This is a genomic window from Streptomyces sp. NPDC058685 (assembly GCF_042714725.1).
Taxonomy (GTDB): domain Bacteria; phylum Actinomycetota; class Actinomycetes; order Streptomycetales; family Streptomycetaceae; genus Streptomyces.
Genome location: NZ_JBHXSL010000005.1, coordinates 81,042 through 105,027 on the forward strand (window position 1 = coordinate 81,042; position 23,986 = coordinate 105,027).

A 23,986-nucleotide genomic window follows, 5' to 3' on the forward strand; every position below is an offset into this window, starting at 1 on the left:
ACACATCGAATCGCTCCACCGGCGACGCGGCGTTCCCGCCCCTGCTGCGCAGGGATCCGTTTACTCTCCGGCCTCAAGGCCGGGGTATTCACAAAGGAATCCCGATGACTGCCATTCACAGACTGAGCATCGGCCTGCCCGTGTACAACGGCGAGGAGTACCTCGCCGAATCGCTCGACGCCCTGCTCGGCCAGACCTACGAGGACTTCGAACTGGTCATCTCCGACAACGCCTCGACCGACGGGACCGAGGACATCTGCCGCAAGTACGCCGCGCAGGACACACGTATCCGGTACATCCGGCTGCTGCGGAACATCGGCGCCGCACCGAACCACAACTACGTGTTCACCGAGTGCCGCGGCGAGTTGTTCAAGTGGGCCTCGCATGACGACCTCTACGCCCGCGACCTGCTGCGACGGTGCGTGGAGGCGCTGGACGAGCGGCCGGAGGTGATCCTCGCGCACTCCGACCAGGCAGTCATCGACGGTGAAGGACAGCTGAAGGTCCCCTACGAGTACGGGCTCGCCACCGCCTCGCCGCACGCGCCCGAGCGCTTCCGCAGTTTCCTGTTCGAGCCCGGTGGCGACGACTTCTACGGGGTGATGCGTGCCGACATGCTGCGCCGGGTGAGGCCGCACAACAGCTACCACCACGCGGACCGCACCTTCGTCGCCGAGATCGTCCTGAACGGCCCCTTCCACCAGGTGCCGGAGCTGCTGTACTTCCGCCGCGACCACCCCACCCGCGCCGAGCGGGCGAACCCGTCCAAGCGCTCCCGGTGCGTCAACCTGGACCCGCGCCGGGCAGGCAAGCTGCACCCGACGCCCCGACTGCTCGCCGAGTACGTCTGGGGCTTCGTCGCGGCGATCCGGCGGGCGCCGTTGTCCCCGGCCGACCGGCGCGCGTGCTTCCGCCACCTGGCCGCCTGGATGACCAGCCGGGTCCGGCCCGGCGCCGGCGAACGGGTCGAGGACCGCGCCCCGGTCGACCCGGGCCGGCTCACCGTCTCCGTCGATGCCGTCGTCGCCGGGCGTGAGGGGAGGCAGGCGTGACGTCCGTGGGCGAAACCCCGGTGCGTGTCGGGGTGTTCGGACTGCTCGGCTCCGGCAACCTCGGCAACGACGGGTCGCTCGAGGCCGTGCTCGGGTACCTCCGCGCCGAGCACCCGGAGGCCGTGGTGGACGCGCTGTGCGGCGGGCCCGAGGTCGTGGCGTCCCGGTACGGGATCCCCGCGACGCGGCTGCACTGGTACCGCGGGGAGTACCGGACCGCGTCCCGTGCGGGCGCGATGGTGGCGAAGGGTCTGGGCAAACTCGTCGACGCGTTCCGCACCGCCGCCTGGGTACGCAAGCACGACGTGGTGATCGTGCCGGGCATGGGCGTCCTGGAGGCAACACTGCCCCTGCGGCCGTGGGGCTTCCCGTACTCGTTGTTCCTGCTCTGCGCGACCGGCCGGCTGTTCCGCACCCGGGTCGCGCTGGTCGGCGTCGGCGCCACCGCGATCGGCGACCGGGCGACCCGGGCTCTGGTGCGCCGGTCCGCACGGCTGGCCGCCTACCGGTCGTACCGGGACACCCAGTCCCGCGACGCGATGCGGGCGATGGGCGTGGACACCGCGCGCGACGAGATCTACCCGGACCTCGCCTTCGCCCTGCCGACACCGTCGACAGGCGGTCCCGACGGGCTCTCGGTCCCGCCGGGCCCGGTGTGCGTCGGCGTCATGGATTTCCACGGGGGCAACGACGACCGCGCCCGGGCCGAGGAGATCCACCGGCGCTACCTCGACGGAACGACCAGGTTCGTCCGCGCACTGGCCGAGGACGGCAGGCCGGTTCGGCTGCTCACCGGGGACGAGTGCGACGCGCCGGTGGTCTCCGCGATCCTCGACGCGGTGGACTCGCCGCTGGTCACCGCTGCCGAGGCGGCCACGCTGGCCGACCTGATGAAGGAGATGGCGGCTGCCGAGAGCGTCGTTGCGACCCGGTATCACAACCTGATCTGCGCGCTGAAGGTCGGTACCCCGACGCTCGCCCTGAGTTATGCGGCGAAGAGCGACGCGCTCATGGATCGGATGGGGTTGGACGGGTACTGCCACCCGGCTCGCGAGGTGGACGCCGACCGGCTGCTGGAACAGTTCCGGGCGCTGGAGAAGCAGTCGGCGGAGCTGCGGCACATCCTCGCCGAGCGGAACCTGGTCGCCGCCCGCCAACTCGAGGACCAGTTCACCGCGTTGACCGCCGCTCTGTTCCCGGCGACCGGCCACGGACACGCCCGCACCCGGCAGGAGACACCATGAAGGCGACCGAAGTCCCGGCGATCGCGGGCGCGTACCTCTTCGAGCCGACGTCGTACGCCGACGAGCGCGGCTTCTTCTGCCGCACCTTCGACGCCGACGTGGTCCGCTCGGTGGGCCTCGATCCGAACGCCTTCGTCCAGGACAGCGTGTCCCGCTCGGTCCGCGGCGTGCTGCGCGGCCTGCACCTGCGCTCCGGCGCCGGCGAGGCCAAGCTGGTGCGGTGCTCCTACGGGCAGATCTTCGACGTCGTCGTCGACCTGCGGCCGGACTCGCCGACCTACCGCGACCACGCCTCCTTCGAGCTGTCGGGCGATACGCAGGCGACCCTGTACATCCCGGCGGGGTGCGCGCACGGCTTCCAGGCGCTGTCCGAGATCGCCGACACCTCGTACCGGATAGACCGCCGCCACGATCCGGCCGAGGACGTGACGATCGCTTTCGACGACCCGGAGCTGGCCATCCCCTGGCCGCTGCCGGTCACGTCGATGTCCCAGCGGGACCGGGAGGCGCCGAGCCTCGCCGAGGTCCTGAAGCACAGAGAGAGTTGAGGTCGGCGTGGACAGCGAAGAGTTCCAACTGCCCCTGTCGCGGGCGGCGAACGAGCGGCTGCACGCCGTGATCCCCGGGGGTGCGCACACCTACGCCAAGGGCGACGACCAGTACCCCGAGGATCTGGCCCCGGTCATCAGCCACGGCCGCGGTGCCCATGTGTGGGACGTGGACGGCAACCGCTACATCGAGTACGGCTCCGGCCTGCGGTCGGTCAGCCTCGGCCACGCCCACCCGCGCGTGGTCGAGGCGGTGCGACGGGAGATCGACCGTGGCAGCAACTTCGTCCGGCCGTCGATCGTGGAGGCCGAAGCGGCGGAACGTTTCCTGGCCACGGTGCCGACCGCCGAGATGGTGAAGTTCGCGAAGAACGGTTCCGACGCGACCACCGCCGCGGTGCGCCTCGCCCGCGCCGCCACCGGGCGCTCGCGGGTGGCCATCTGCGGCGACCAGCCGTTCTTCTCCGTCGACGACTGGTTCATCGGCTCCACGCCGATGTCCGCCGGTATTCCGTCGGCGATCACCGACCTCACCGTGGCGTTCCCCTATGGGGACCTTGCCGCGACGGAGGAGCTGCTCACCCGGTATCAGGGCGAGGTCGCCTGTCTGATCCTCGAACCCGCCGGCCACACCGAGCCGCCGCCCGGCTATCTGGCCGGCTTGCGCGAACTGGCCGACCGGCACGGCTGCGTGCTGGTCTTCGACGAGATGATCAGCGGCTTCCGCTGGTCCGAGGCGGGCGCCCAGGGGTTGTACGGCGTCGTCCCGGACCTCTCCACTTTCGGCAAGGCGCTGGGCAACGGCTTCGCCGTCTCCGCACTGGCCGGGCGCCGTGAGCTGATGGAACGGGGCGGACTGCGTCACTTCGACGAGCGGGTGTTCCTGCTGTCCACCACGCACGGTGCGGAAACGCACTCACTGGCGGCAGCGATGGCCGTGCAGGCCACCTACGTCGAGGAGGGCATCACCGCACAACTGCATGCCCTCGGCGAGCGGTTGGCCACCGGCGTCAGGGATGTCGCGGGCGTCATGGGCGTCGGCGACCATGTCGTCGTCCGGGGCCGGGCCAGCAACCTGGTCTTCGCCACCCTTGACGAGCGCGGGCAGCCGTCGCAGCAGTACCGAACCCTCCTTCTGCGCAGTCTTCTCGCGGGCGGGGTGCTGGCGCCGTCGCTCGTGGTGAGCAGCGCGCTCAGCGACGCCGACATCGATCACACCGTCGACGTGGTGGCGCAGGCATGTGCGGTGTACCGGAAGGCACTTGACGCCGGGGACCCCACGCCGTGGCTCGGGGGACGGCCGGTGAAGCCCGTGTTCCGCCGCTTGGCGTGACGTGAGGCGACGTGACGTGACGTCAGCGAGGCTCCCGCCGACCGGCACCGGCTCTCCGATCGACCAGCCGGTCGGCGATCCGGTCGACCAGCCAGGCGGTCGCCGGGATCACCGCCAGCGCGGTGCACCAGCCGCCGAGGGCGTCCGTCGGGTAATGGGCGCCCAGGGCGACCTGTGCCCAGCCCATGGCGGCGGCCGCGACCAGCGCTGCGGCGAGCACGACCGACATGCCGGCCGTCCTGCCGAGACGGAGCCGGCCGGTCGCGAGCATCACCACCACGAGGACCAGCGCGGTGAAGAAGGCGGTGTGCCCGCTCGGATAGGACAGGTTGTCGGCTCCGTGGATGGTGCGTCCCACCAGGGGCTTGAGCAGCGTCGTCGTCGCCACGGCCAGGGCGGAGCCGGCAACGACGAACACCGCCGCGCGGGGACGCCGAAGCAGCAGGCAGCCCGTCGCGATGGCCACGACCAGCATCGCCGCTCCCACCGGCTCTCCCAGGACGTCGATGGCCAGAGCGACGTCCCGCCACGGCGGGCCGACACTGTCCGCCGTCGGCCGGATGATCCAGCTGTCGACCCGTCCGGGCTCGCCCCGGCCTGCGTACACGACGCCGAGGAAGACGACCACCTGCGCGGCGAGGGCCGCCATCAGCCCGAGCCATGCGCGCAGCGTTGGGGGCAGCACCGCGGACGCCGACCGGCCGGCCGCACGCCCACCGCGTCCGGTGGGTCCGAGGTGCTCTGCCCTCAACGGCAGAGGGTGTTCCGGATCGCGACTCCTGGAGGCAGGGCGAAGGTGCGACGCTTCATCCGACCGGTGGACAGCCATGCGTCAGCGCCTTCCTGTTTGCGATCGCCGGCCCCTCGGCGTGTCGGCCGCCCACGAGTCCCCTCTCCTGATGGAACCGCGGAACGCTCCTCAGTCGCGGCATCTCTCACTGGTCATGCCCGACTCCCGCGGCTCGGTCGAACCGAGCACCGGACCAACCTCGGTGCCACCGCTTTGCTGCCGTCGCGAACATCCTCGCCCCGAAGGCCGGTGCCAGACGGTCGCTCTCCGGAGATCCGCGGCACCGCCCACAGCATTCTGCACGGCAACGTCGCCTCCGACGAAACCTTGTTGCCCAAACATGGGACGGTTGCGAGTATCTGGCGCGATTGCCCTGGAATGGCTTATTCGGCGCGGAACCCTCTGCCACGATTCGCACCACTTGCGCACCATCTCCCTCGAAGCGCCCGTTCGTTGCCGATGGCGCGCGCTGGGAGTGGCGGGGGTTGACCGCGACCCCTCAAGGGGCGGAGACGAAGCGGAAGCAATGGTTCCGTGACATCCGCCACAGACATTCCCGTGCCAGGCGGGCCACCGGCAGTGACCTCACCTGGTGACATAGGGATATTTGTCCATCTCTCAATGAGCACACCTCATACGGTGCCCGGCGGCTTTCAGGCCTCGTCGCGTAGGCGACCCCTCGTCGGGCGCACGGGCTCTTTTGATGGGGCGTCAAAGGGCGTGGATGGTTCCGCATACACGCCCGCACGCTCTTGGCAAGGGCGATCCGAACCTACGATCGTGTGCCGTAGTCGCTGGTCGTTGCCCTCCGCGTGCAGCGGTCCTAACAATGGCTGCCCGCAAAGGCGCCACCACTGGTCACCCACAGAACGGACCGGGCCAACCGCTTTCGGTGGCGCTCCGCGATGCCGAGTGAGGTCACACATGAGCAAGCACCGCAGGACGAAGCACTACCGGAAGATCACCATCGCTGCCGTCGCCATGGCGGCCGTGGGTGTGCCCTCTGTCGCCATGGCCTGTATGGACCCGGAGGGGACCCAGGACACCCGGTCGCACGGCCACTGGAAGAACGCACACGCCGAACAGCGGTGGCAGGGGGACAAGACCGACCGGCGATGGGACAGGGACACGTGGGACCGGAAGCCGACCGGCCCCGACGCGCAGAAGCCCACGACGGCACCCGGCACCGGGAAGCCGGCCGCGCCGAAGCCGGCGGCCCCCGAGCCTGCCGCACCGAAGCCCGCCACACCGAAGCCGGCCGCACCCAGGCCCACCACGCCGAAGCCCGCAGCGCCCAAGCCCGCAACCCCGAAGCCCGCCGCACCCGCGTCCGGCGACATCGCCCGGGTCGTGGCCCTCGTCAACACCGAGCGCAGCAAGGCGGGATGCTCCCCGGTGAAGTCGAACGCGAAGCTCGCCAAGGCCGCGCAGGATCACAGCAAGGACATGGCAACCCACCGGAACATGGACCACACCGGCTCCGACGGATCGGATCCGGGTCAGCGGATCACGCGCGCCGGCTACCAATGGAGCACCTACGGCGAGAACGTCGCCTACGGGTACAACACCCCCGAGAGCGTCATGGCGGGGTGGATGGCCAGCCCCGGCCACAAGAGCAACATCCTCAACTGTGCGTTCAAGGAGATCGGCGTCGGTCACGCGCAGCCCGACGACTACTGGACGCAGGACTTCGGCACCGCCCGATAGCCGGAACCGCGAAGACGGGCGCGACAGCACCGGCACCGATGCGCCCGCATCGCCACCGGCCTGTCCACCATCACCCACCTCACCGGCGGCCCTGAGCACCATCTCGCCGCCGGAGAGGTGGTGGTCGCCTTCGGGAGACAGCGGACGCCGTCCGGACATGTCCGATATGGCATGCCGGCCGGCGCGCCCCTCCCCGACTGTCTCAGCCCGTCCCGTGAACCTCCCCGCGCGGGTCTCCCCGTCACATGCCCTCGGTGTCGAACAGCTCGAGCAGCGCCTCGCCGTCCCCGTTCTCCCCCGGCAGGGCCTGCTGAGCCCAGATGATCTTGCCCTCGGGCGTGTAGCGGGTGCCCCAGCGTTCGGCCATCTTGGCCACCAGAAACAGCCCGCGGCCGCCCTCGTCCATCGTCGCGGCGTACCGCAGATGCGGCGAGGTGCTGCTTCCGTCGGCCACCTCGCAGGTCAGGCCGTGGTCGTTCACCAGCCGGACCCGGATCGCTCCGGAGCCGTAGCGGATGGCGTTGGTGACCAGCTCGCTGAGGATGAGCTCGGTGCTGAACGCCAGCTCGGACAGACCCCACTCGTCCAGGTGCGACGCGGCCGCCGCCCGCGTTCCCGCCACCGCGCTCGGATCGCGCGGCACGTCCCACTCTGCGACCCGGTCCGGCCCGAACACCCGCGCACGGGCGATCAGGAGCGCCACATCGTCCGTGGGACGGGCGGGCAGCAGAGCGCTCAGCACCGCCTGGCAGCTCTCCTCCGGCGGCCGCCCGGGATGCGCCAGGGCGCGACGCAGTTCCTCGATGCCGACGTCGATGTCCCGGCCGCGCTCCTCGATCAGTCCGTCCGTGTAGAGCACGAGCTGGGTCCCCTCGGTCAGCTCGAACTCGGCGGCCTCGAACGGCATACCGCCGAGTCCCAGCGGTGGGCCGGCCGGAAGGTCAGCGAACTCGACGGTGCCGTCCGGGCGTACGAGGGCGGGCGGCAGATGCCCGGCACGGGCCATGGTGCAACGCCGTGAGACCGGATCGTAGATCGCGTAGAGACAGGTCGCGCCTGTCATCTCCGTCCCGCCGTCGCCGTCCGATTCGTCCTGGTCCAGGCCCCCGACGAGATCATCGAGATGGCCGAGGATCTCCTCCGGCGGCAGGTCGAGCGTGGAGAAGTTGTGCACCGCGGTGCGCAGTCGCCCCATCGTCGCCGCGGCGTGCAGACCGTGGCCGACGACATCGCCGACCACCAGCGCCACCCGGCTGCCCGGCAGCGGGATGACATCGAACCAGTCGCCGCCCACCCCTGACTGCGCCGGCAGATAGCGGTGCGCGACCTCCACCGCGCTCTGCTCCGGCAGGGTGCGGGGAAGCAGACTGCGCTGGAGCGTCACGGCCAACGCGTGCTCGCGCGTGTAGCGGCGCGCGTTGTCCACGGACACCGCGGCGCGGGCGACCAGCTCCTCGGCCAGGGAGAGATCCTCGTCCTCGAAGGCGCCCGGCTTCTGCGAGCGCCAGAAATTGGCCACGCCGAGGACCACACCCCGGGCCTGGAGCGGCACCGTGATGAGCGAGTGGATGCCGTACTCGACGATCTCCTTCGCCCGCTCCGGGTCCTGGGCCTGCCAGCCCGGCGCCTGGGACAGATCGGTCACGACCTCTGCCCGCCCACTGCCCAGCCCGCGGGCCTGTGGCGTGGACGGCACGAACATGATCAGTCGGTCCCGGGGATAGAGCGGATGATCGTCACGGATACCGCTCACGCCGGTGCGTCGCATGGTCCCCGCGCCGTTCGGCTCCTCCCCGTGCAGGACGGGGTCGGCGATGTCGACGGTGACGAAGTCGGCGAAGCGGGGCACCGCGACGTCGGCCAGCTCCTGGGCGGTACGCCTGACGTCGAGTGTGCTGCCGATGCCGACGCCGGCGTCGTACAGCAGCTTGAGCCGTGTACGGGCGATCTCCGCGCGGCCCGTCAGCGCCTGGAGCTCGGTGGAGTCGCGAATGGTGGCCACGGCGCCCGTCGGGCCGGCCGACCCGTGCGTCGGGCGCTGGTTGACCACCAGCAGCCTGTCCGCGGCCGCTTGGACCTCGTCCGTGGCCGCACGTCCGGAGGCCAGCAGATCCGCCGTCGCGGCATCGAGACCGGGCAGATCGGCGACGCGCCGGCCCTCACAGTCGGGATCCAGGTCCAGCAGCCGTCTGGCCTCGTCGTTCGCCAGTACGAGCCGACCGTCGTCGCCGATGATCACGACACCTTCGCGCACGGCGTGCAGCACCGCATCGTGGTGCTCGTACATCCGGGCCAGCTCGGCCGGGCCGAGCAGATGGGTCTGCCGTTTCAGCCGTCTCGCCGCCAGTGCCGTACCGCCCATGGCCAGCGCGAGGGCCGCGGCGCCCGCGCCGAGGATGACCGGCAGCTGCTGGTAGACCGCGCCGGTGACGCTCTCGACGGTGAGGCCCGCGGAGACCAGGCCCACGACGGAGCCGTTGGGCGCGGTGACGGGGACCACGGCCTGCACCTCCTGGCCGAGAGGACCGTCGACACTCTCGACGGTGACCTCTCCCGCCAGCGAGGGCTCGATCGTGCCCACGAATCGCTGACCGATCCGCTCCGGCTGCGGGTGGGTGTAGCGGATCCCCTTGGTGTCCATCACGACGATGAAGTCCACGCCCGCGGCTTTACGGGTCTCCTCGGTGATCGGCTGGAGGATGCGGGCCGGATCGGGCGACTCCAGAGCCGCGAGCAGACCCGGTGTCTGCGCAAACGTTTCCGCCACGGCGATCGATCGCGTCCTGGCCTCTCGGTCGCCGTCGTACCGGGACTGAAGCAGCAGCGCCACGACCGCCACCAGAACGAGCAGGACCACGACCACCACCTGCAGGAGGAACACCTGCCCGGCGACGCTCCTGGGGCGCTTGTCGATCCGTGGTTGAACCGACACACCACGGAATCGGTCAAAACGCCTGATCACGCGTCCTTTCTAGCATCACTGGAGGTAATCGGGCTATACCTACCCGGTAGCCGCTGGACAGGGGCCTGCCGGCCCACGGTGCCCTGGGTCGAGTGGCGCGGTCGGCGACCACGCCCCCGGAGCCCGAGAACCGCGCAGGGCCCGAAGGGGGAACCTGCCCTGCTTCCCCGGTCAGGGCCGCAGGCCGGCCCGCCGGAGTGCGACCTCGGACAGGTCGGCGATGACGTGCTGGTCCCCGCGGCGCCAAGCGTCGGCGAGACCGCCGGGAGGAGCCTGGAGCCTGGCAAGATCGCCGGGCGGACCGGTGAGGGCGCGCAGGGCGAGCAGATCCGCGCCTCCGGGTGCGTCGAGGAGGCGTCGAAGATCGCCACTGCGCCGCATCCAGCGCAGGCGTGGAGGAAGCCACAGGAGCAGGACGAAGACCACGGGAATGACGATCAGAGCCGTAGTGGTCAGGGTGGCGATCTGGCTGACGGTGTCCTGGAGCGACTGTCCGGCGTCGGCGAACCCGGTACTCGCGTCGGCTGCGGACTGGAGCGGCTTCTTCAGCAGGTCGCCGACGAGCGGCACGTCCGAGGCCGCGTCGCCGGCGTTGTCGAGTTCGGAGGCGAGGTTGTCGCCCGAACTCTCGACCTTCCGCCCCGGCTCGACCAACAGCATGATCGCCTTGTGCACGACCAGGGCGAACTTCACTGCGGCAGCCATCAGGACCAGGGCGATCAGGTCCCCGAGCACCTGGCGGTTCCGGCGAGCTGGAGTCTGGGCGTAGAGGCGCATCGGCGGGCTCCCGTTCGGTCACGGCGTCAAGGAGAACCGGCCCCCGCCGGGTGAGGCTCAGCCGGTCGGTCGACCGTACGTCGGACTCGACCTTTCCATCGCTCACCGCGGGCAAACGTCGGGGACACGGCGCCTGGTCGGCGTACGGGGGCGATCGGCCGAGGGGGGCGCTGAACTCAAGGAGCGAAGGTCACAGCGGGCGGCGACACACCGGGACAGCGTCTTCGCACCGGTCCTGCGGCGGATGACCGACTGGAGCGGCAGACGCGGAGCGAAACGTCGCCAGCTCACACCGAGGCATGTGTGACCGCCGTCACACCTCCGTAGCGCGTGGAACACGGCCTGCCGAGCACTCGCCTTCCAGGCAACTGCAACGCCCAACACCCGGACCTGGCACGGCGGGTGCCGGCCCGGCTGTTCGACGCGTCATCAAGGGGGACCATGAGGAACCGCGAGGTACAGCGAAAGGCAGCCGAACACAGGAGGCGTCTCGCTGTGGTCTGGGCGGCGTTGTTCCTGTGCTGCGGCTTGTCCGTCGCCGTCTCACTGGCCGCCACGGAAGCACTTCTGCGCCCCGATCCTCGCTGGTGGCTCTCGCTGTGGTTCGCGGCCTGGACTGTCACCACCGTCGCCCTCGCCTGCTGGGTGGTACTGCACACGCGCAGGAGGGCCGGCGGAAGGTCACCCAGGAGGGCTCGCTCCAGCGCCTCGGGCCGAGCGGTCTCACCTTCGCTGTGACGACCGGGCACCCGATCCTGCCGGCAGGCAGCCGCTCGGGACTGTGAGGGGCGTCGGGGACCTGTCGGCGGTGGCCGTGACCTGTCGGCCGTTTGTCGGTGCGGGCTGCGATGTTGGGCGGGTTGGTGCTCGCGATGAGCACGCCGCCCGAGCACAAGGAGCCCCGTCATCGTGTCTTTCCCATCCCGGAGCCGGCCGTGGGACGTTCACCGGCTGCCGTCTGCTGAGGGGAGGACCTTCCTGGTCACCGGCGGCAACGCGGGAATCGGCTACTTCGTCGCGGAGCAGCTCGCCGCCACCGGTGCCGTCGTGGTGCTCGGCAGTCGGGACGCCGCGAAGGCGGACGCTGCCATGGCCTCGATCCGTTCGCGCGTCCCCGGCGCGCACGTCCGGCATCTTCAACTGGACCTCGCCGCCCTGTCGTCACCGAAGGCCGCCGTGGACGGGCTGGACCTCGATCATCTCGACGCGGTGGTCTACAACGCAGGGGTCGCGCTCGACGCCCCGCCGCGTCGGGAGACCGAGGATGGCCACGAGCTGATGTTCGGCACCAACCACATCGGCCACTTCACTCTCACCCAACAGCTTGCCCCCCTGCTGTCAGCGGCGCCGGCAGGCCGCATCGTGACGGTCGGAAGCTTCGCGGCGCGGTCCGAGCGACTGGATCTGGGCGATCTGCAGTCGACCCGGGACTACCGGCCCAAGCGCACCTATGGCCGATCGAAGCTGGCGCAGATGTGTTTCGGCTTCGAACTCGATCGCCGTCTGCGAGCCGTCGGCAGCACGGTGCTCAGTGTGGTGGCCCACCCCGGCGGCGCGCTGGACTCCCTCACCCCGTCGCGTCCGCCGGTACACATGACCACACCCGCCGAGCGACTGCGCGCCTTGCCCGCCGGGCTCCTGGTGCAGGGCAAGGACGCCGGAGCATGGCCCGTCGTCCGTGCCGTCCTCGACTCGGGGGTGCGGGGAGGGCAGCTGTGGGGGCCGAGGTTCTTCGGCCTGCGTGGCACACCACGGCGTGAGCCCGTCCCCTCTCATATGGCCGATCCGGCGATCGCTGCTCGCCTGTGGGCCTCCAGCGGTGAGTTGGCCGGCACCGATCCGCACCTGGGCTTCCAGTAGACGCCGCGCTCAGGGCAGTCCTTTCCTGGAGCCAACTGCGGTGCTCGGTCCGGCCAACCGGGGCTCTCCGTCGGAACCGGTTGCCTGCATTACGGGCGTTGATCCAGATCATCGAGGCGCGGAGACGTCTCCGTAACCACCCCCGGAAGTGGGCGAGAGTCTCGATCAGTCGACCACGTAGGGCAGTTGTCGCCTCGTTCGGGCGTCCGTCGATGACGCCGATCGCAGCAGCCCGCTGTACCGGCCGGCGGACATCGTCCCCACGGCCCGCCCGCTGGTGAAGGACGAGTCGCCCGCAGGACGGCCACCCTCCCCCATTGCTTATCACCGCAAGGTCACTTCGCGGCCGAGGAGCGTGGCCGGATCGGCATCCACGCAGGCTCCGGCACCCGGAGAGTGGTTCACGTCGCCCCCTCCCCCGCTTCCGGGCCTGGTCAGCACGCCTCCCCCTCCCCCGCAGGGAAAAATCTTGGATGTGACCGGATCTCGTCGGTCGTCGGGCAAACGTCGCAGATCACATTGCCACTGCATCGAAGTAATCCCGACGGTTTTCCAGGTCAGACGGGGTGCAACGGCCACTACGGTGAACCGGCATCCGGACGGAATCCCGATATTCACTCCCTTTTCCCTTTCACCGGCAACGCGTTCGTATGCCGGCCGCCGCCCCGAAGGAGTCCTCGCCCGATGACCGTTGAGACCAGCCCGGAAGCCGAACTGGAACCGCCCCCGCAGTCCAGTCTCGGCACGGCAGCCGCCCGCAACCTCGCCACCACGACCAAGTCCGCCCCGCAGATGCAGGAGATCACCTCCCGCTGGCTGCTGCGGATGCTCCCCTGGGTGGAGACCAAGGGCGGTGCCTACCGGGTGAACCGCCGGCTCAGCTACACCGTCGGCGACGGCCGCGTCGAGTTCGTGCAGGACGGCGCCCATGTCCGGGTGATCCCCCGCGAGCTGAGGGAACTGGCCCTGCTGCGTGGTTTCGAGGACGACGAGGTACTCACCGCACTCGCCGGGCGGTGCGTCCAGCGCGACTTCCGCGCGGGCGAGGTGCTAGCCGAGCGCGGCGCTCCTGCCGAGCAGATCCACCTGATCGCCCACGGCCGGATCCGGCAGACCTCCGTGGGTAAGTACGGCGACGACATCGCCGTCGCCGTGCTCGCCGACGGCGAGCGTTTCGGTGATCACGCCCTGCTGTCCTCCGACGCCACATGGGACTCCACCGCCACCGCCGAAACCGCCGGAACCCTGCTCACCCTGTCCCGCGACGAGTTCAGCGCCGTGCTGTCAGCCGCACCCGGACTCCAGGCCCACGTACGGGAATTCAGTGCGCTGCCGCAGCAGCGGCAGAACCGGCACGGCGAGGCCGAGATCGCGATGTCGGCCGGCCACACCGGCGAACCCGAACTGCCCGGCACCTACGTCGACTACGAGCCCCACCCGCGCGAGTACGAACTCTCCATCGCGCAAACGGTGCTTCGGGTCCACACCAGGGTCGCCGACCTCTACAACGAGCCGATGAACCAGACCAAGGAGCAGTTGCGGCTCACCATCGAAGCGCTGCGCGAGCGGCAGGAGTTCGAGCTGGTCAACAACCGCGAGTTCGGACTGCTCCACAACGCCTCCTTCAAGCAGCGCATCCAGACCCATTCGGGGCCGCCGACTCCGGACGACCTCGACGAGCTCCTGTGCCGCCGCCGCGGCTCCAAGTTCTTTCTCGCCCACCCTCGGACGATCGCGGCGATGGGACGCGAGTTCAACGCCCGCGGGCTCTACCCGGACCACGTCGATCTCGGCGGACAGCAGGTCCCGGCCTGGCGCGGCGTGCCGATCCTGCCGTGCGGCAAGATCCCCATCACCAAGGAGAACACCAGCTCGATCCTCTGCATGCGAACGGGCGAGGAGAACCAGGGCGTCATCGGGCTCCGCCAGACCGGTCTGCCGGAGGAGTACGAGCCCGGTCTGTCGGTGCGCTTCATGGGCCTCGACGAACGGTCGATCATCTCCTACCTGGTCACCACCTACTACTCCGCCGCCGTTCTGGTGCCCGACGCACTCGGCGTGCTGGAGAACGTGCAGATCGCCCGTCGGCCCGCCTAGGCACGGTCCGGACCCCCGGCCGGCCGGGACCGCCCGGAACCGGGGCAGTCACCCGCCTCATCAAGGAGCTTTGGATGTCCGATCCCGGGCCTTCCGCCGTGCAGTCGAGCCTGCCGGCCGCTGCGGCCCGCTTCGGGGCGCCCGTCGTCGACGCCGTACGGGCCTCCGCCGCCGAAGTCACCGTCGCGCCCGTCCCGCCCGAGCCACCCGTCCTGCCTGATCCGCCTGATCCGCCCGTCCCGTCCGTCCCGTCCGCTCTGGCCAGGGTCCTGCGCGGCCCCAGTGGTCTGGGCACGGCGAGCCTGTATCTGACCCCGCGCGAAGGCCCGCCGAAGCCCCCCGAGGCGGAAACGCCCGTGGGCCACCCGATCCCCGGCCTCTACCACCACCCCGTGGCGGAACCCGACCAGGTACGGGTGGAGGAGGTCAGCTCACGGATCAAGGCCTGGGCGCTGGAGGAAGTCGACCTGTACCCGGACGAGTGGGAGGACCAATTCGACGGCTTCTCGGTGGGCCGCTACATGGTGGCCTGCCATCCGGACGCACCGTCCGTCGACCACCTGATGATCGCCACCCGGCTGATGGTCGCCGAGAACGCGGTGGACGACTGCTACTGCGAGGACCACGGTGGTTCGCCCATCGGCCTCGGCGGTCGGCTCCTGCTGGCGCACACCGCCCTCGATCACCTCCACACCACGGAGGAGTACCGGCCGCAGTGGGCCCAGTCCCTGCACTCGGACGCCCCACGCCGTGCGTACCGCTCGGCCATGGAGTACTTCGTCCAGCAGTCCACCCCCTCCCAGGCCGACCGTTACCGGCACGACATGGCACGTCTGCATCTCGGGTACCTCGCCGAGGCCGCCTGGAGTCAGACCGACCACGTGCCGGAGGTCTGGGAGTACCTGGCGATGCGGCAGTTCAACAACTTCCGCCCCTGCCCCACCATCACGGACACGGTCGGAGGCTACGAGCTGCCGGCGGACCTCCACGCGCAGCCCGCCATGCAGCGCGTGATCGCGCTCGCCGGGAACGCCACCACCATCGTCAACGACCTGTACTCCTACACCAAGGAACTCGCCGCCCCCGGCAAGCACTTGAACCTGCCGGTGGTGATCGCCGAACGCGAGGGCGCGTCGGAGCAGGACGCGTACCTCAAGGCGGTCGAGGTCCACAACGACCTGATGCACGCCTTCGAGGACGAGGCCGCCGCTCTCTCCGCGGCCTGCCCCGTCCCGGGCGTCCAACGATTCCTGCGGGGCGTCGCCGCATGGGTCGACGGCAACCACTACTGGCACCAGACGAACACCTACCGCTACAGCCTGCCCGACTTCTGGTAAGGATGGATTCACATGACGAGCGCCGAACTCACCACCACCGAGGCCTCCGCAGCACCCTCCGCGTTCATCCCGGCCCCGACGACTCCCTACCAGGGGGACATCGCCCGCTACTGGGACCACGAGGCCAGGCCGGTGAACCTGCGCCTCGGCGACGTCGACGGCCTCTACCACCACCACTACGGCATCGGTGACATCGACCACGATGCCCTCGGCGACGCCGATGACAGTGCGTACGAGAAGCGGCTGATCGCGGAGCTCCACCGGCTCGAATCGGCGCAGGCCGAACTCCTCCTCGACCACCTCGGCTCCATCGGGCGCGGCGACACCCTCGTGGACGCCGGCTGCGGCCGCGGCGGCTCGATGGTCATGGCCCACCAGCGCTTCGGATGCACGGTCGAAGGCGTCACCCTGTCCGCCAAACAGGCTGAGTTCGCCAACCGGCGCGCCCGTGAACTCGGTATCGAGGACCATGTCCACGCCCGTGTCTGCAATATGCTCAACACGCCCTTCGAGACCGGTCGGGCCGCTGCCTCCTGGAACAACGAGTCCAGCATGTACGTCGACCTGGACGACCTCTTCGCCGAGCACTCCCGCGTCCTGGAGGTGGGCGGCCGTTACGTGACCATCACCGGCTGCTGGAACCCCCGTTACGGCCAGCCCTCCAAGTGGGTCTCCCAGATCAACGCACACTTCGAGTGCAACATCCACTCACGCCGGGAGTACTTGCGCGCGATGGCCGACAACCGCCTCGTACCGCAGGCTGTTGTCGACCTGACCCCCGCGACCCTCCCCTACTGGGAGCTGCGGGCCACGTCCAAGTTGGTCACCGGCATCGAAGAGGCGTTCATCAACTCCTACAAGGACGGCTCCTTCCAGTACCTCCTGATCGCCGCCGACCGCATCTGACGGAGCGCGGCCGACCGGCGCCGACGCGGACCACCACTCCAGTGGGGCGGACCCACCATCTGGCGGGTCCGTCCCATCGGCGCACCCACCTCGTCACGAAGGCCACCAGCATGTGGGAGTGTGAGCGAGAACCGCAGGAGCGGACGCCGCCACCTGCTCGCAACGGTTACTTCTCGGACTCATCGCTTGAGCCTCGACATCAGGTCACGCATGTCGCCGATCAACGCGGACCGGTACTGAGACACATCGGGGGTGTCCGGCCCCTCCCCCACCACCTCATCGTTGTCGTCGGCACCCTGGTATTGCGTGGAGGCGGAGAGTTGCAGTGAAAGGACCGCGCCGCCCTCCACCACTCTCAGCTCCGAACTCCCGGCATCCGGCGTCACCAGATACGCCTCGTCGCCGAGGTCCGGAATCGTCTCCACCAGTTCTTCAGGAACAACGCCCAGATCAGTCACTCGTCGCCGCGCCTCGAATTCGACGGCAGGGTCGGCCTTCTTGTGCAGCGCCACGTCGAGTCCGACGGTGTAGTGGATGGACCACCCACCTCCATCCGCGTCCCCGCTCGTCGGTGATCCCAGAGAAATGAGGCACTGGATCTGGTCGAGTGCAGGGTGCTCCAACAGCCCTGAGTCGGTCATGGGAGTGGTCTCTCTCGGAGCGATCGCCCCGCCGATCGACCGCAGTTGAAGGGAACGACAGAGGTCTTGGTCCAGCGCGTACCCGTGCATGTCCGGCTTCCGATCGAGTGCCCCGAGCAGGGGCAGCGCTGCCACCCACACAGCCGATGCCACGACCACCCCGCCAAGCGCCCACACCCATCGTGTCCGGGGTATACGTCTTCCCGCCGGCTCCTGGTCGAAGTCGCCGATCACCTCCCGGGGCTCCGCCCCACCGAACTCCCCCGCCACCTCCGGCTCAGAAATCATGCCGTTCCCCCCTCGCCGCCACGTCGTCCATGAGGGTCAGTATCTACGGGGGCAACCCTGCTCCCCCAACAACGTTCGCAGGGCACGCGACCCCTTCGCCACACCACGGCCGACGGCACGATCTTCGCGCTCGCGAAGACCGGTCCGCGGTCCCGCCCTCCTCCTCGCCCTCAGGACGAACTGCGGACGACGAGTTCCGTGGGAAGCATGATCTGCTGTCGAGGCGCATCGGTGTCGGCGATCTCGGCGAGCAGGATGCGGGCGATCGTGGACCCGATCTCCTCGACCGGCTGACGCACACTCGTCAGCGGAGGATCGGTGTGGCGCGCGATGAACGAGTCGTCGAAGCCGACCACGGCCACGTCGTCCGGAATGCGTCGCCCCTGGCTGTGCAGTTCCAGCATCGCCCCCGCAGCCATCACGTCCGAAGCGACGAAAACGGCATCGAGTTCCGGTGCCCGTTCAAGAAGCGAACGCATAGCGCGACGTCCGCCCTCTTCGGTGAAGTCGGCTGTGGCGACCAGCCGTTCGTCCGCGCCGTGGCCCGCCTCCGCCAGCGCCTCTCGCCAACCCTGGAGCCGGGCGCGGCCGACATCCATGTCCAGCGGCCCCGCGATGGTCGCGATCGCGGTCCGGCCGCGGGCCAGCAGATGGCGCACCGCCGCCGCGGCGCCGCCGAGGTTGTCGGAGTGGGCATGGCTCAACGACTCGGCAGCGGAGCGCCGGCCGGCGAGGACGGTGGGCAGCCCGAGGGCTTCCAGCAGGCTCGGCAGCGGGTCGTGCTCGTGCACCGACACCAGCAGCACTCCGTCCACACGCCGCTCCGCGACGGAGTCCGTGAGCTGGTCACGCTCGCCCTTGTCGCGTACGAGCACCAGCTGGAGCTGGGTACGCGTGTCGGCCAGGCCGGTGCTCACACCCCGGATGACGGCGGCGAAATAGGGCTCCGAACCGAGCCGGCTCTCCGACTCGGGAATCACCAGCGCGATGGAGTTGGTCCGGCTGGTCACGAGGCCACGCGCCACCGAGTTGGGTACGTAGCCGAGCTCGGCGATGGCGTCCAGAACGGCAGCCTTGGCCTCGTCACTGACGAGGGTGGAGCCGTTGATCACTCGCGAGACGGTGGTGCGCCCGACCCCGGCACGTGCGGCCACGGTCTTGATGGTCGGTCGCCGTGTTTCCCCCATGGCCCCTCCTCGTGGGTCGGCATCGGCACGCCGTTCACCAGCGCATTGTGCCAGAAGGATCAGCGGCTCCGAGGCTTCCACGAACCATGGACCACGACACGTGGTGGCAACGAAGTCGATTCAAGTTCTTGACACAGCGACCGAAGGGCGGTCAGGCTTCGCGCAACTCGGTGGGAACGTTCCCACCGCCATTGGGAACGTTCCCACTCGATGATCGAGCCGCACAGGCAGGACCGACAGGCTCGTGCTCCGACGTCGGTGCCGCCGCTGGGAGGGCAATATGAGCAGGGCTCAGAAACTGCTGCGTACAAGAGGCATAGCCGCTGTCGCGGCCGTGGCCGCACTCGGACTGGTCACCGCCTGCGGAGGCAGCGACACCGGCGGGACCGGCGGAGGCGTCAAGGACGGCAAGGTCACCATCACCATGGGCCTCTTCGGCGTCATGGGCTACAAGGAGACCGGGCTCCTCGACCGGTACATGAAGGAGCACCCGAACGTCACCATCAAGGCCGAGGTGGCCGGCGACGAGCAGACGTACTACACCGCCCTGCAGACCCATCTGGCGGCGGGCAGCGGCCTCAAGGACATCCAGGGCATCGAGATCGGCCGCGCGAAGGAACTCGTCGACACCCAGGCCGCCAAGTTCGTCGACCTGGCGGACGCGCCCGGTGTCGACCACTTCCTGCCATGGAAGCTGAGCCAGGTCACCACCAAGGACGACAAGGTCATCGGCCTCGGCACGGACATCGGCCCGATGGCCGTCTGCTACCGCAAGGACCTCTTCCAGCAGGCGGGCCTACCCACCGACCGCGAGAAGGTCGCCCAACTGTGGGAGGGCGACTGGGCGAAGTACGTGGCGGCCGGCAAGACCTTCAAGGCCGGATTCAAGGGCGGCAAGGTCGCCTTCATGGACAGCTCCAGCGGCCTGTTCAACGCCATGATCTACGGCAACTCCGAGCAGTTCTACGACAAGGACGGCAAGCTCGTCTATCAGGACAACCCCGTCGTCACCGACGCCTGGGCGCTGGCCTCGCAAGCGGCGACCTCGGGGCTCACCGCCAAGCTCCGGCAGTTCCAGCCCGGTTGGGATCCGGCCCTGGCCAACAGCACCTTCGCCACCACCGTGTGCCCGGCCTGGATGCTCGGCCACATCAGTGAGAAGGCGGGCCCGAAGAACAAGGGCAAGTGGGATGTCGCGAAGGCTCCGAAGGGAGCCAACTGGGGCGGCTCGTTCCTCGGCGTCATGGACAAGAGCCCGGTGAAGGAGGAGGCGAAGAAGCTGGTCGCCTGGCTCACGGCGCCGGAACAGCAGGCCCATGTCTTCGAGAAGATCGGCAACTTCCCCTCCTCGCAGCAGGCGCTGGCCGCACCCCAGGTCGCGAACGCCACGTCCGAGTACTTCAGCGAGGCGCCGATCGGCAAGATCTTCGGCGCCGCGGCCGAGGAGATCCCCGACGAGCAGGTCCTCGGCCGCAAGGACGGCACGATCAAGGACATCTTCTCCCAGGGCCTGACGCTGATCGAGGCGCAGAACCAGAGCCCCGACACGGCGTGGAAGACCACCGACGAGCGCATCAAGAAGGCCGCTGGATGACCTGACCCCGCCCCGGCGGCCACTCCTCTCGTGGTCGCCGGGCCCCGGTCCATCCCCGTCCCACGTAAGGATCCCCGGTGGCCACTTCCACCCCGACCGCACCGGCCGACGAGCCCGCCCCCAGCCCTCAGCGTTCGCACGGCATCACACCCGACCTCCGTAACCGTCACGACCGTGACCGGCCCCGCCGCAGCATGCTGTTGCACCGGCTCGACCTGCGTGGCGCGCCGTACGCTTTCATCGCCCCCTTCTTCGCCGTGTTCGCGGCCTTCAGCTTCTACCCCCTCGTCTACACGGGATGGATCTCCCTCCACCGGGTCGAGTTGGCCTCGCTGGACCTGATGGAGTGGGTGGCTTTCGACAACTACGTCGCCCTGTGGGAGGACGAGCGCTTCTGGAACGCGCTGTTCAACACCTTCACCATCGGCGTCATCTCCACCGTGCCCCAGCTCCTGATGGCCCTTGGCCTGGCGCATCTGCTCAACTACCGGCTGCGTGGCTCCACGTTTTTCCGTGTTGCGGCACTGACGCCCTACGCCACCTCGGTGGGCGCCGCAGCCCTTGTCTTCACCATGCTCTTCGAGCGTGACTTCGGCATGATCAACTGGCTGCTGAGCGTGGTGGGAATCGACAACATCGACTGGGAGAACAACAAGTGGGCCGCCCAGACGGCCATCTCCACGATCGTGATCTGGCGCTGGACGGGCTACAACGCGCTCCTGTACCTCGCGGCGATGCAGGCCGTGCCGCGCGAGCGCTACGAGGCGGCGGCCATCGACGGCGCCTCCCGCTGGCAGCAGTTCCTGAAGGTGACCATTCCCGGGATCCGCTCCACCGTCGTCTTCACCATTGTGCTCTCCACGATCGGCGCCACCCAGCTCTTCGGTGAGCCGCTCATCTTCGGCCAGGGCCCGAACGGCATCACCGGCGGAGCCGACAACCAGTACCAGACCCTCGGCCTGCTCCTCTACGAGGAGGGGTGGAAGAACTACCAGATGGGGCGTGCGGCGACTGTCGCCTGGGCGATGTTCCTGGTGCTGATCCTCGTCTTCGTCATCCAGCGCGTCGTCAAGCGCATCGCATCCCGCAGGCCCTGATCAGGAGCACTCAGCCATGACCACCCAGAGCCTCCGGGACCGCCCGGACGTACGCCCGCGAGCCGTCCCCGCCGCTTCCCGACCGCGACGGCATCTGCTCTCACCGAAGGCCGGCCGGCAGCACCACGCGGGGCCTGTCACCTACATCCTGCTCGGCATCGCCGCTCTCGTGTCGCTGTTCCCTCTCTACGGGACGATGGTGGCGGCGTCGAGCGACAACACCCGGGTCACCCAGTCCCCGCCGCCGTTCCTGCCGGGTCCGCATCTCCTGGAGAACCTCGGCAAGGCGTGGCAGGACGCGGCGCTCGGAAAGGCCATGCTGAACAGCTTCATCGTGGCGGGCGTCATCGCGCTGTCGACGGTCCTGTTCGCGACACTGGCCGGCTTCGCCTTCGCCAAACTGCGCTTCAAGGGGCGCAACATCCTGCTCATGCTCGTCATCGGGACGATGATGGTGCCGCCCCAACTCGGCGTCGTACCGCTGTTCATGATGATGAGCGATCTCGGCTGGGGGCAGCGGCTTCCCGCGGTCATCTTCCCCACCCTCGTCAGCGCTGTCGGCGTGTTCTTCATGCGCCAGTACCTCGCCGAAGCGCTGCCGGACGAACTCGTCGAGGCGGGCCGGGTGGACGGCGCGCACTCGCTCCGCATCTTCTGGAGCATCGTCCTGCCGGTCGCCAGGCCGGCGATGGCAGTCCTGTTCATGATCACTTTCGTGCACGCGTGGAACGACTTCTTCTGGCCGTTCATCGTGCTCGACATGAGCAATCCGACGGTTCCCGTCGCGCTCACCCAGCTCAGCGCGGGCTACGTCCGCGACCAGTCACTCATCATGGCCGGCGCCCTGCTCGGCACGCTCCCGCTGCTGGCGATGTTCATCGTCTTCGGCCGCCAGATCGTCGGCGGCATCATGCAGGGAGCGGTCAAGGGCTGAGCGCGCCCGCCCCTTTCACCGATCCCGCGCACTGAACGACCGCTCTCCTGGAAGGACCCCCGTGGACACCGCTGCCCGACACCTCGCGCCCACTGCCCCGAGCGGCGAGGACCTCGTCTTCCCCCAGGGATTCACCTGGGGAACGGCGACCGCCGCATACCAGATCGAAGGCGCCGCCGGACTGGACGGCCGCACCCCCTCCATCTGGGACACCTACTCCCGCACCCCGGGCAAGGTCCGCAACGGCGACACCGGCGACATCGCCACCGACCACTACCACCGCTGGCGCGAGGACGTCGCGATCATGGCCGACCTCGGTGTGAACGCCTACCGGTTCTCGCTGTCCTGGTCCCGCATCCAGCCCACCGGACGGGGCCCCGCTGTCCAGAAGGGGCTGGACTTCTACCGACAGCTCACGGACGAACTGCTGAACCACGGCATCGAGCCGCTCGCGACCCTCTACCACTGGGACCTGCCCCAGGAACTGGAGGACGCCGGAGGCTGGCCGGAACGCGCCACCGCGGAACGCTTCGCCGAGTACGCGGCTCTCGCCGCCGATGCCCTGGGTGACAAGGTGGGCACCTGGACCACTCTCAACGAGCCCTGGTGCAGTGCCTTTCTCGGGTACGCCTCGGGGGTACATGCCCCGGGCCGCACCGATCCCGTCGCCGCGCTGCGAGCGGCCCATCACCTCAACCTCGGCCACGGCAGAGCGGTCCAGGCACTGCGCGCGCACCTCCCGGGCGATGCGCGCATCGCCGTCACACTCAACCTGCACCATGTACGCCCTCTCACCGGGAGCGCCGAGGACGTCGAGGCCGCCCGCCGCATCGACACACTGGCCAACGGCGTGTTCACCGGACCTATGCTCGAAGGCAGTTACCCCGCGGAACTGTTCCGGGACACGGCCCGCCTGACGGACTGGTCGTTCGTACACGAGGGCGACACAGCGGAGATCCACCAACCGCTCGACTTCCTGGGCGTCAACTACTACACGCCCACGCTGGTCTCGGGCGGTGCCACCGACGGCAGCCACCGCTCCGACGGGCACGGCAGGAGTGCGCACAGCCCATGGCCCGGGGCGGATGACGTGTCCTTCCACCTCCCGCCCGGTCCCACCACCGCCATGGGATGGGCGGTCGACCCCAGCGGCTTGACCGAACTGCTGGTCCGCGTCGGAGCGGAGTTCCCGCGACTTCCGCTGGTGATCACCGAGAACGGAGCGGCCTTCGACGACTACGTCGACCCCGCGGGAGAAGTCCTCGACCCCGACCGGATCGCCTATCTGCGCGGCCACCTGGCCGCCGTGCACAGCGCGATCGAGTCGGGCGTGGACGTCCGCGGCTACTTCCTGTGGTCTCTGCTCGACAACTTCGAATGGGGCTACGGCTACAGCAAGCGCTTCGGCGCGGTCTACGTGGACTACGCGACGGGCAGGCGCATTCCCAAGGCGAGCGCCCGGTGGTATGCCGGTGTCGCCAGGACCGGGACACTGTCGGGCAACGCGACGGACGAGTGAGGCGCGGCCAGGGGGGGGTGGCCCCGCCGCGCACCCCCACGCCCCGGGGGTTGACCGGGGGGCGGCCGCGGGGGCCAACGCGGCCCCCGTGCCAGGGCCGCCGCCCAGCGAAA

Annotated in this window: 18 protein-coding genes; 13 read left to right on the forward strand and 5 right to left on the reverse strand. The window is 69.4% G+C overall.

The window, feature by feature from the left end:
- Window positions 1-104: 104 nt before the first annotated feature.
- Genes ACFWU3_RS06245 through ACFWU3_RS06260 form a run of 4 tightly spaced genes read left to right on the forward strand, consistent with a single transcriptional unit; the run spans window position 105 to window position 4,177 of the window.
- Window positions 105-1,052, forward strand: a complete 948-nt coding sequence (locus tag ACFWU3_RS06245) for a glycosyltransferase family 2 protein (protein WP_384431919.1) — start codon at window positions 105-107, stop codon at window positions 1,050-1,052.
- Window positions 1,049-2,296, forward strand: a complete 1,248-nt coding sequence (locus ACFWU3_RS06250) for a polysaccharide pyruvyl transferase family protein (RefSeq protein WP_384431922.1) — start codon at window positions 1,049-1,051, stop codon at window positions 2,294-2,296. Before ACFWU3_RS06245 ends, ACFWU3_RS06250 begins: the two co-directional genes overlap by 4 nt.
- Complete coding sequence (gene rfbC / locus ACFWU3_RS06255) at window positions 2,293-2,844, forward strand: dTDP-4-dehydrorhamnose 3,5-epimerase (RefSeq protein ID WP_384431925.1); 552 nt, start codon at window positions 2,293-2,295, stop codon at window positions 2,842-2,844. The genes ACFWU3_RS06250 and rfbC overlap by 4 nt, the downstream gene beginning before the upstream one ends.
- Window positions 2,845-2,851: 7 nt before the next feature.
- The gene (locus ACFWU3_RS06260) at window positions 2,852-4,177 is read left to right on the forward strand and encodes a glutamate-1-semialdehyde 2,1-aminomutase (RefSeq protein ID WP_384431927.1); all 1,326 of its coding nucleotides are present in this window, start codon (window positions 2,852-2,854) and stop codon (window positions 4,175-4,177) included.
- Window positions 4,178-4,199: 22 nt separating this feature from the next.
- Here the strand turns inward: ACFWU3_RS06260 and ACFWU3_RS06265 are convergent, their stop codons facing one another.
- On the reverse strand, window positions 4,200-4,826 hold the full coding sequence (locus tag ACFWU3_RS06265) for a phosphatase PAP2 family protein (protein WP_384432410.1): 627 nt from the start codon (window positions 4,824-4,826) through the stop codon (window positions 4,200-4,202).
- Window positions 4,827-5,891: 1,065 nt separating this feature from the next.
- Here ACFWU3_RS06265 and ACFWU3_RS06270 point away from each other — a divergent pair.
- Window positions 5,892-6,674 (forward strand): CAP domain-containing protein, encoded by a 783-nt coding sequence (locus ACFWU3_RS06270; RefSeq protein WP_384431930.1) that lies wholly within the window; start codon window positions 5,892-5,894, stop codon window positions 6,672-6,674.
- 241 nt (window positions 6,675-6,915) lie between these two features.
- On the opposite strand, the gene ACFWU3_RS06275 is transcribed toward ACFWU3_RS06270, so the two are convergent.
- On the reverse strand, window positions 6,916-9,606 hold the full coding sequence (locus ACFWU3_RS06275; protein WP_384431933.1) for a SpoIIE family protein phosphatase: 2,691 nt from the start codon (window positions 9,604-9,606) through the stop codon (window positions 6,916-6,918).
- 201 nt (window positions 9,607-9,807) lie between these two features.
- Complete coding sequence (locus ACFWU3_RS06280) at window positions 9,808-10,413, reverse strand: hypothetical protein (RefSeq protein WP_384431935.1); 606 nt, start codon at window positions 10,411-10,413, stop codon at window positions 9,808-9,810.
- Window positions 10,414-11,322: 909 nt separating this feature from the next.
- On the opposite strand from ACFWU3_RS06280, the gene ACFWU3_RS06285 reads away from it, so the two are divergent.
- The 4 genes from ACFWU3_RS06285 (at window position 11,323) to ACFWU3_RS06300 (ending at window position 16,613) form a co-directional block, all read left to right on the forward strand.
- Window positions 11,323-12,273: an SDR family NAD(P)-dependent oxidoreductase gene (locus tag ACFWU3_RS06285; RefSeq protein ID WP_384431938.1), complete on the forward strand. Its 951-nt coding sequence runs from the start codon at window positions 11,323-11,325 to the stop codon at window positions 12,271-12,273.
- 684 nt (window positions 12,274-12,957) lie between these two features.
- Window positions 12,958-14,370 carry a family 2B encapsulin nanocompartment shell protein gene (locus ACFWU3_RS06290; RefSeq protein WP_384431941.1) on the forward strand — a complete coding sequence of 471 codons (1,413 nt, stop codon included), beginning with the start codon at window positions 12,958-12,960 and terminating at the stop codon, window positions 14,368-14,370.
- 74 nt (window positions 14,371-14,444) lie between these two features.
- Window positions 14,445-15,707 (forward strand): family 2 encapsulin nanocompartment cargo protein terpene cyclase, encoded by a 1,263-nt coding sequence (locus ACFWU3_RS06295; RefSeq protein WP_384431944.1) that lies wholly within the window; start codon window positions 14,445-14,447, stop codon window positions 15,705-15,707.
- 12 nt (window positions 15,708-15,719) lie between these two features.
- Complete coding sequence (locus ACFWU3_RS06300) at window positions 15,720-16,613, forward strand: geranyl diphosphate 2-C-methyltransferase (protein ID WP_384431947.1); 894 nt, start codon at window positions 15,720-15,722, stop codon at window positions 16,611-16,613.
- 179 nt (window positions 16,614-16,792) lie between these two features.
- Here the strand turns inward: ACFWU3_RS06300 and ACFWU3_RS06305 are convergent, their stop codons facing one another.
- Both ACFWU3_RS06305 and ACFWU3_RS06310 read right to left on the reverse strand, forming a co-directional pair.
- Complete coding sequence (locus ACFWU3_RS06305; RefSeq protein WP_384431950.1) at window positions 16,793-17,542, reverse strand: hypothetical protein; 750 nt, start codon at window positions 17,540-17,542, stop codon at window positions 16,793-16,795.
- A 170-nt stretch (window positions 17,543-17,712) separates the two neighbouring features.
- Entirely contained in the window at window positions 17,713-18,729 is a 1,017-nt protein-coding gene (locus tag ACFWU3_RS06310) for a LacI family DNA-binding transcriptional regulator (RefSeq protein WP_384431953.1), read from the reverse strand.
- 280 nt (window positions 18,730-19,009) lie between these two features.
- On the opposite strand from ACFWU3_RS06310, the gene ACFWU3_RS06315 reads away from it, so the two are divergent.
- From ACFWU3_RS06315 to ACFWU3_RS06330, 4 genes are all read left to right on the forward strand, one after another.
- On the forward strand, window positions 19,010-20,323 hold the full coding sequence (locus tag ACFWU3_RS06315; RefSeq protein WP_384431957.1) for an ABC transporter substrate-binding protein: 1,314 nt from the start codon (window positions 19,010-19,012) through the stop codon (window positions 20,321-20,323).
- A 143-nt stretch (window positions 20,324-20,466) separates the two neighbouring features.
- Window positions 20,467-21,420, forward strand: coding sequence for a carbohydrate ABC transporter permease (locus ACFWU3_RS06320; RefSeq protein ID WP_384432413.1), 954 nt, complete (start codon window positions 20,467-20,469; stop codon window positions 21,418-21,420).
- A 16-nt stretch (window positions 21,421-21,436) separates the two neighbouring features.
- Window positions 21,437-22,354: a carbohydrate ABC transporter permease gene (locus ACFWU3_RS06325; RefSeq protein ID WP_384431960.1), complete on the forward strand. Its 918-nt coding sequence runs from the start codon at window positions 21,437-21,439 to the stop codon at window positions 22,352-22,354.
- 61 nt (window positions 22,355-22,415) lie between these two features.
- Window positions 22,416-23,873, forward strand: coding sequence for a GH1 family beta-glucosidase (locus tag ACFWU3_RS06330; protein ID WP_384431963.1), 1,458 nt, complete (start codon window positions 22,416-22,418; stop codon window positions 23,871-23,873).
- Window positions 23,874-23,986 lie beyond the last annotated feature (113 nt).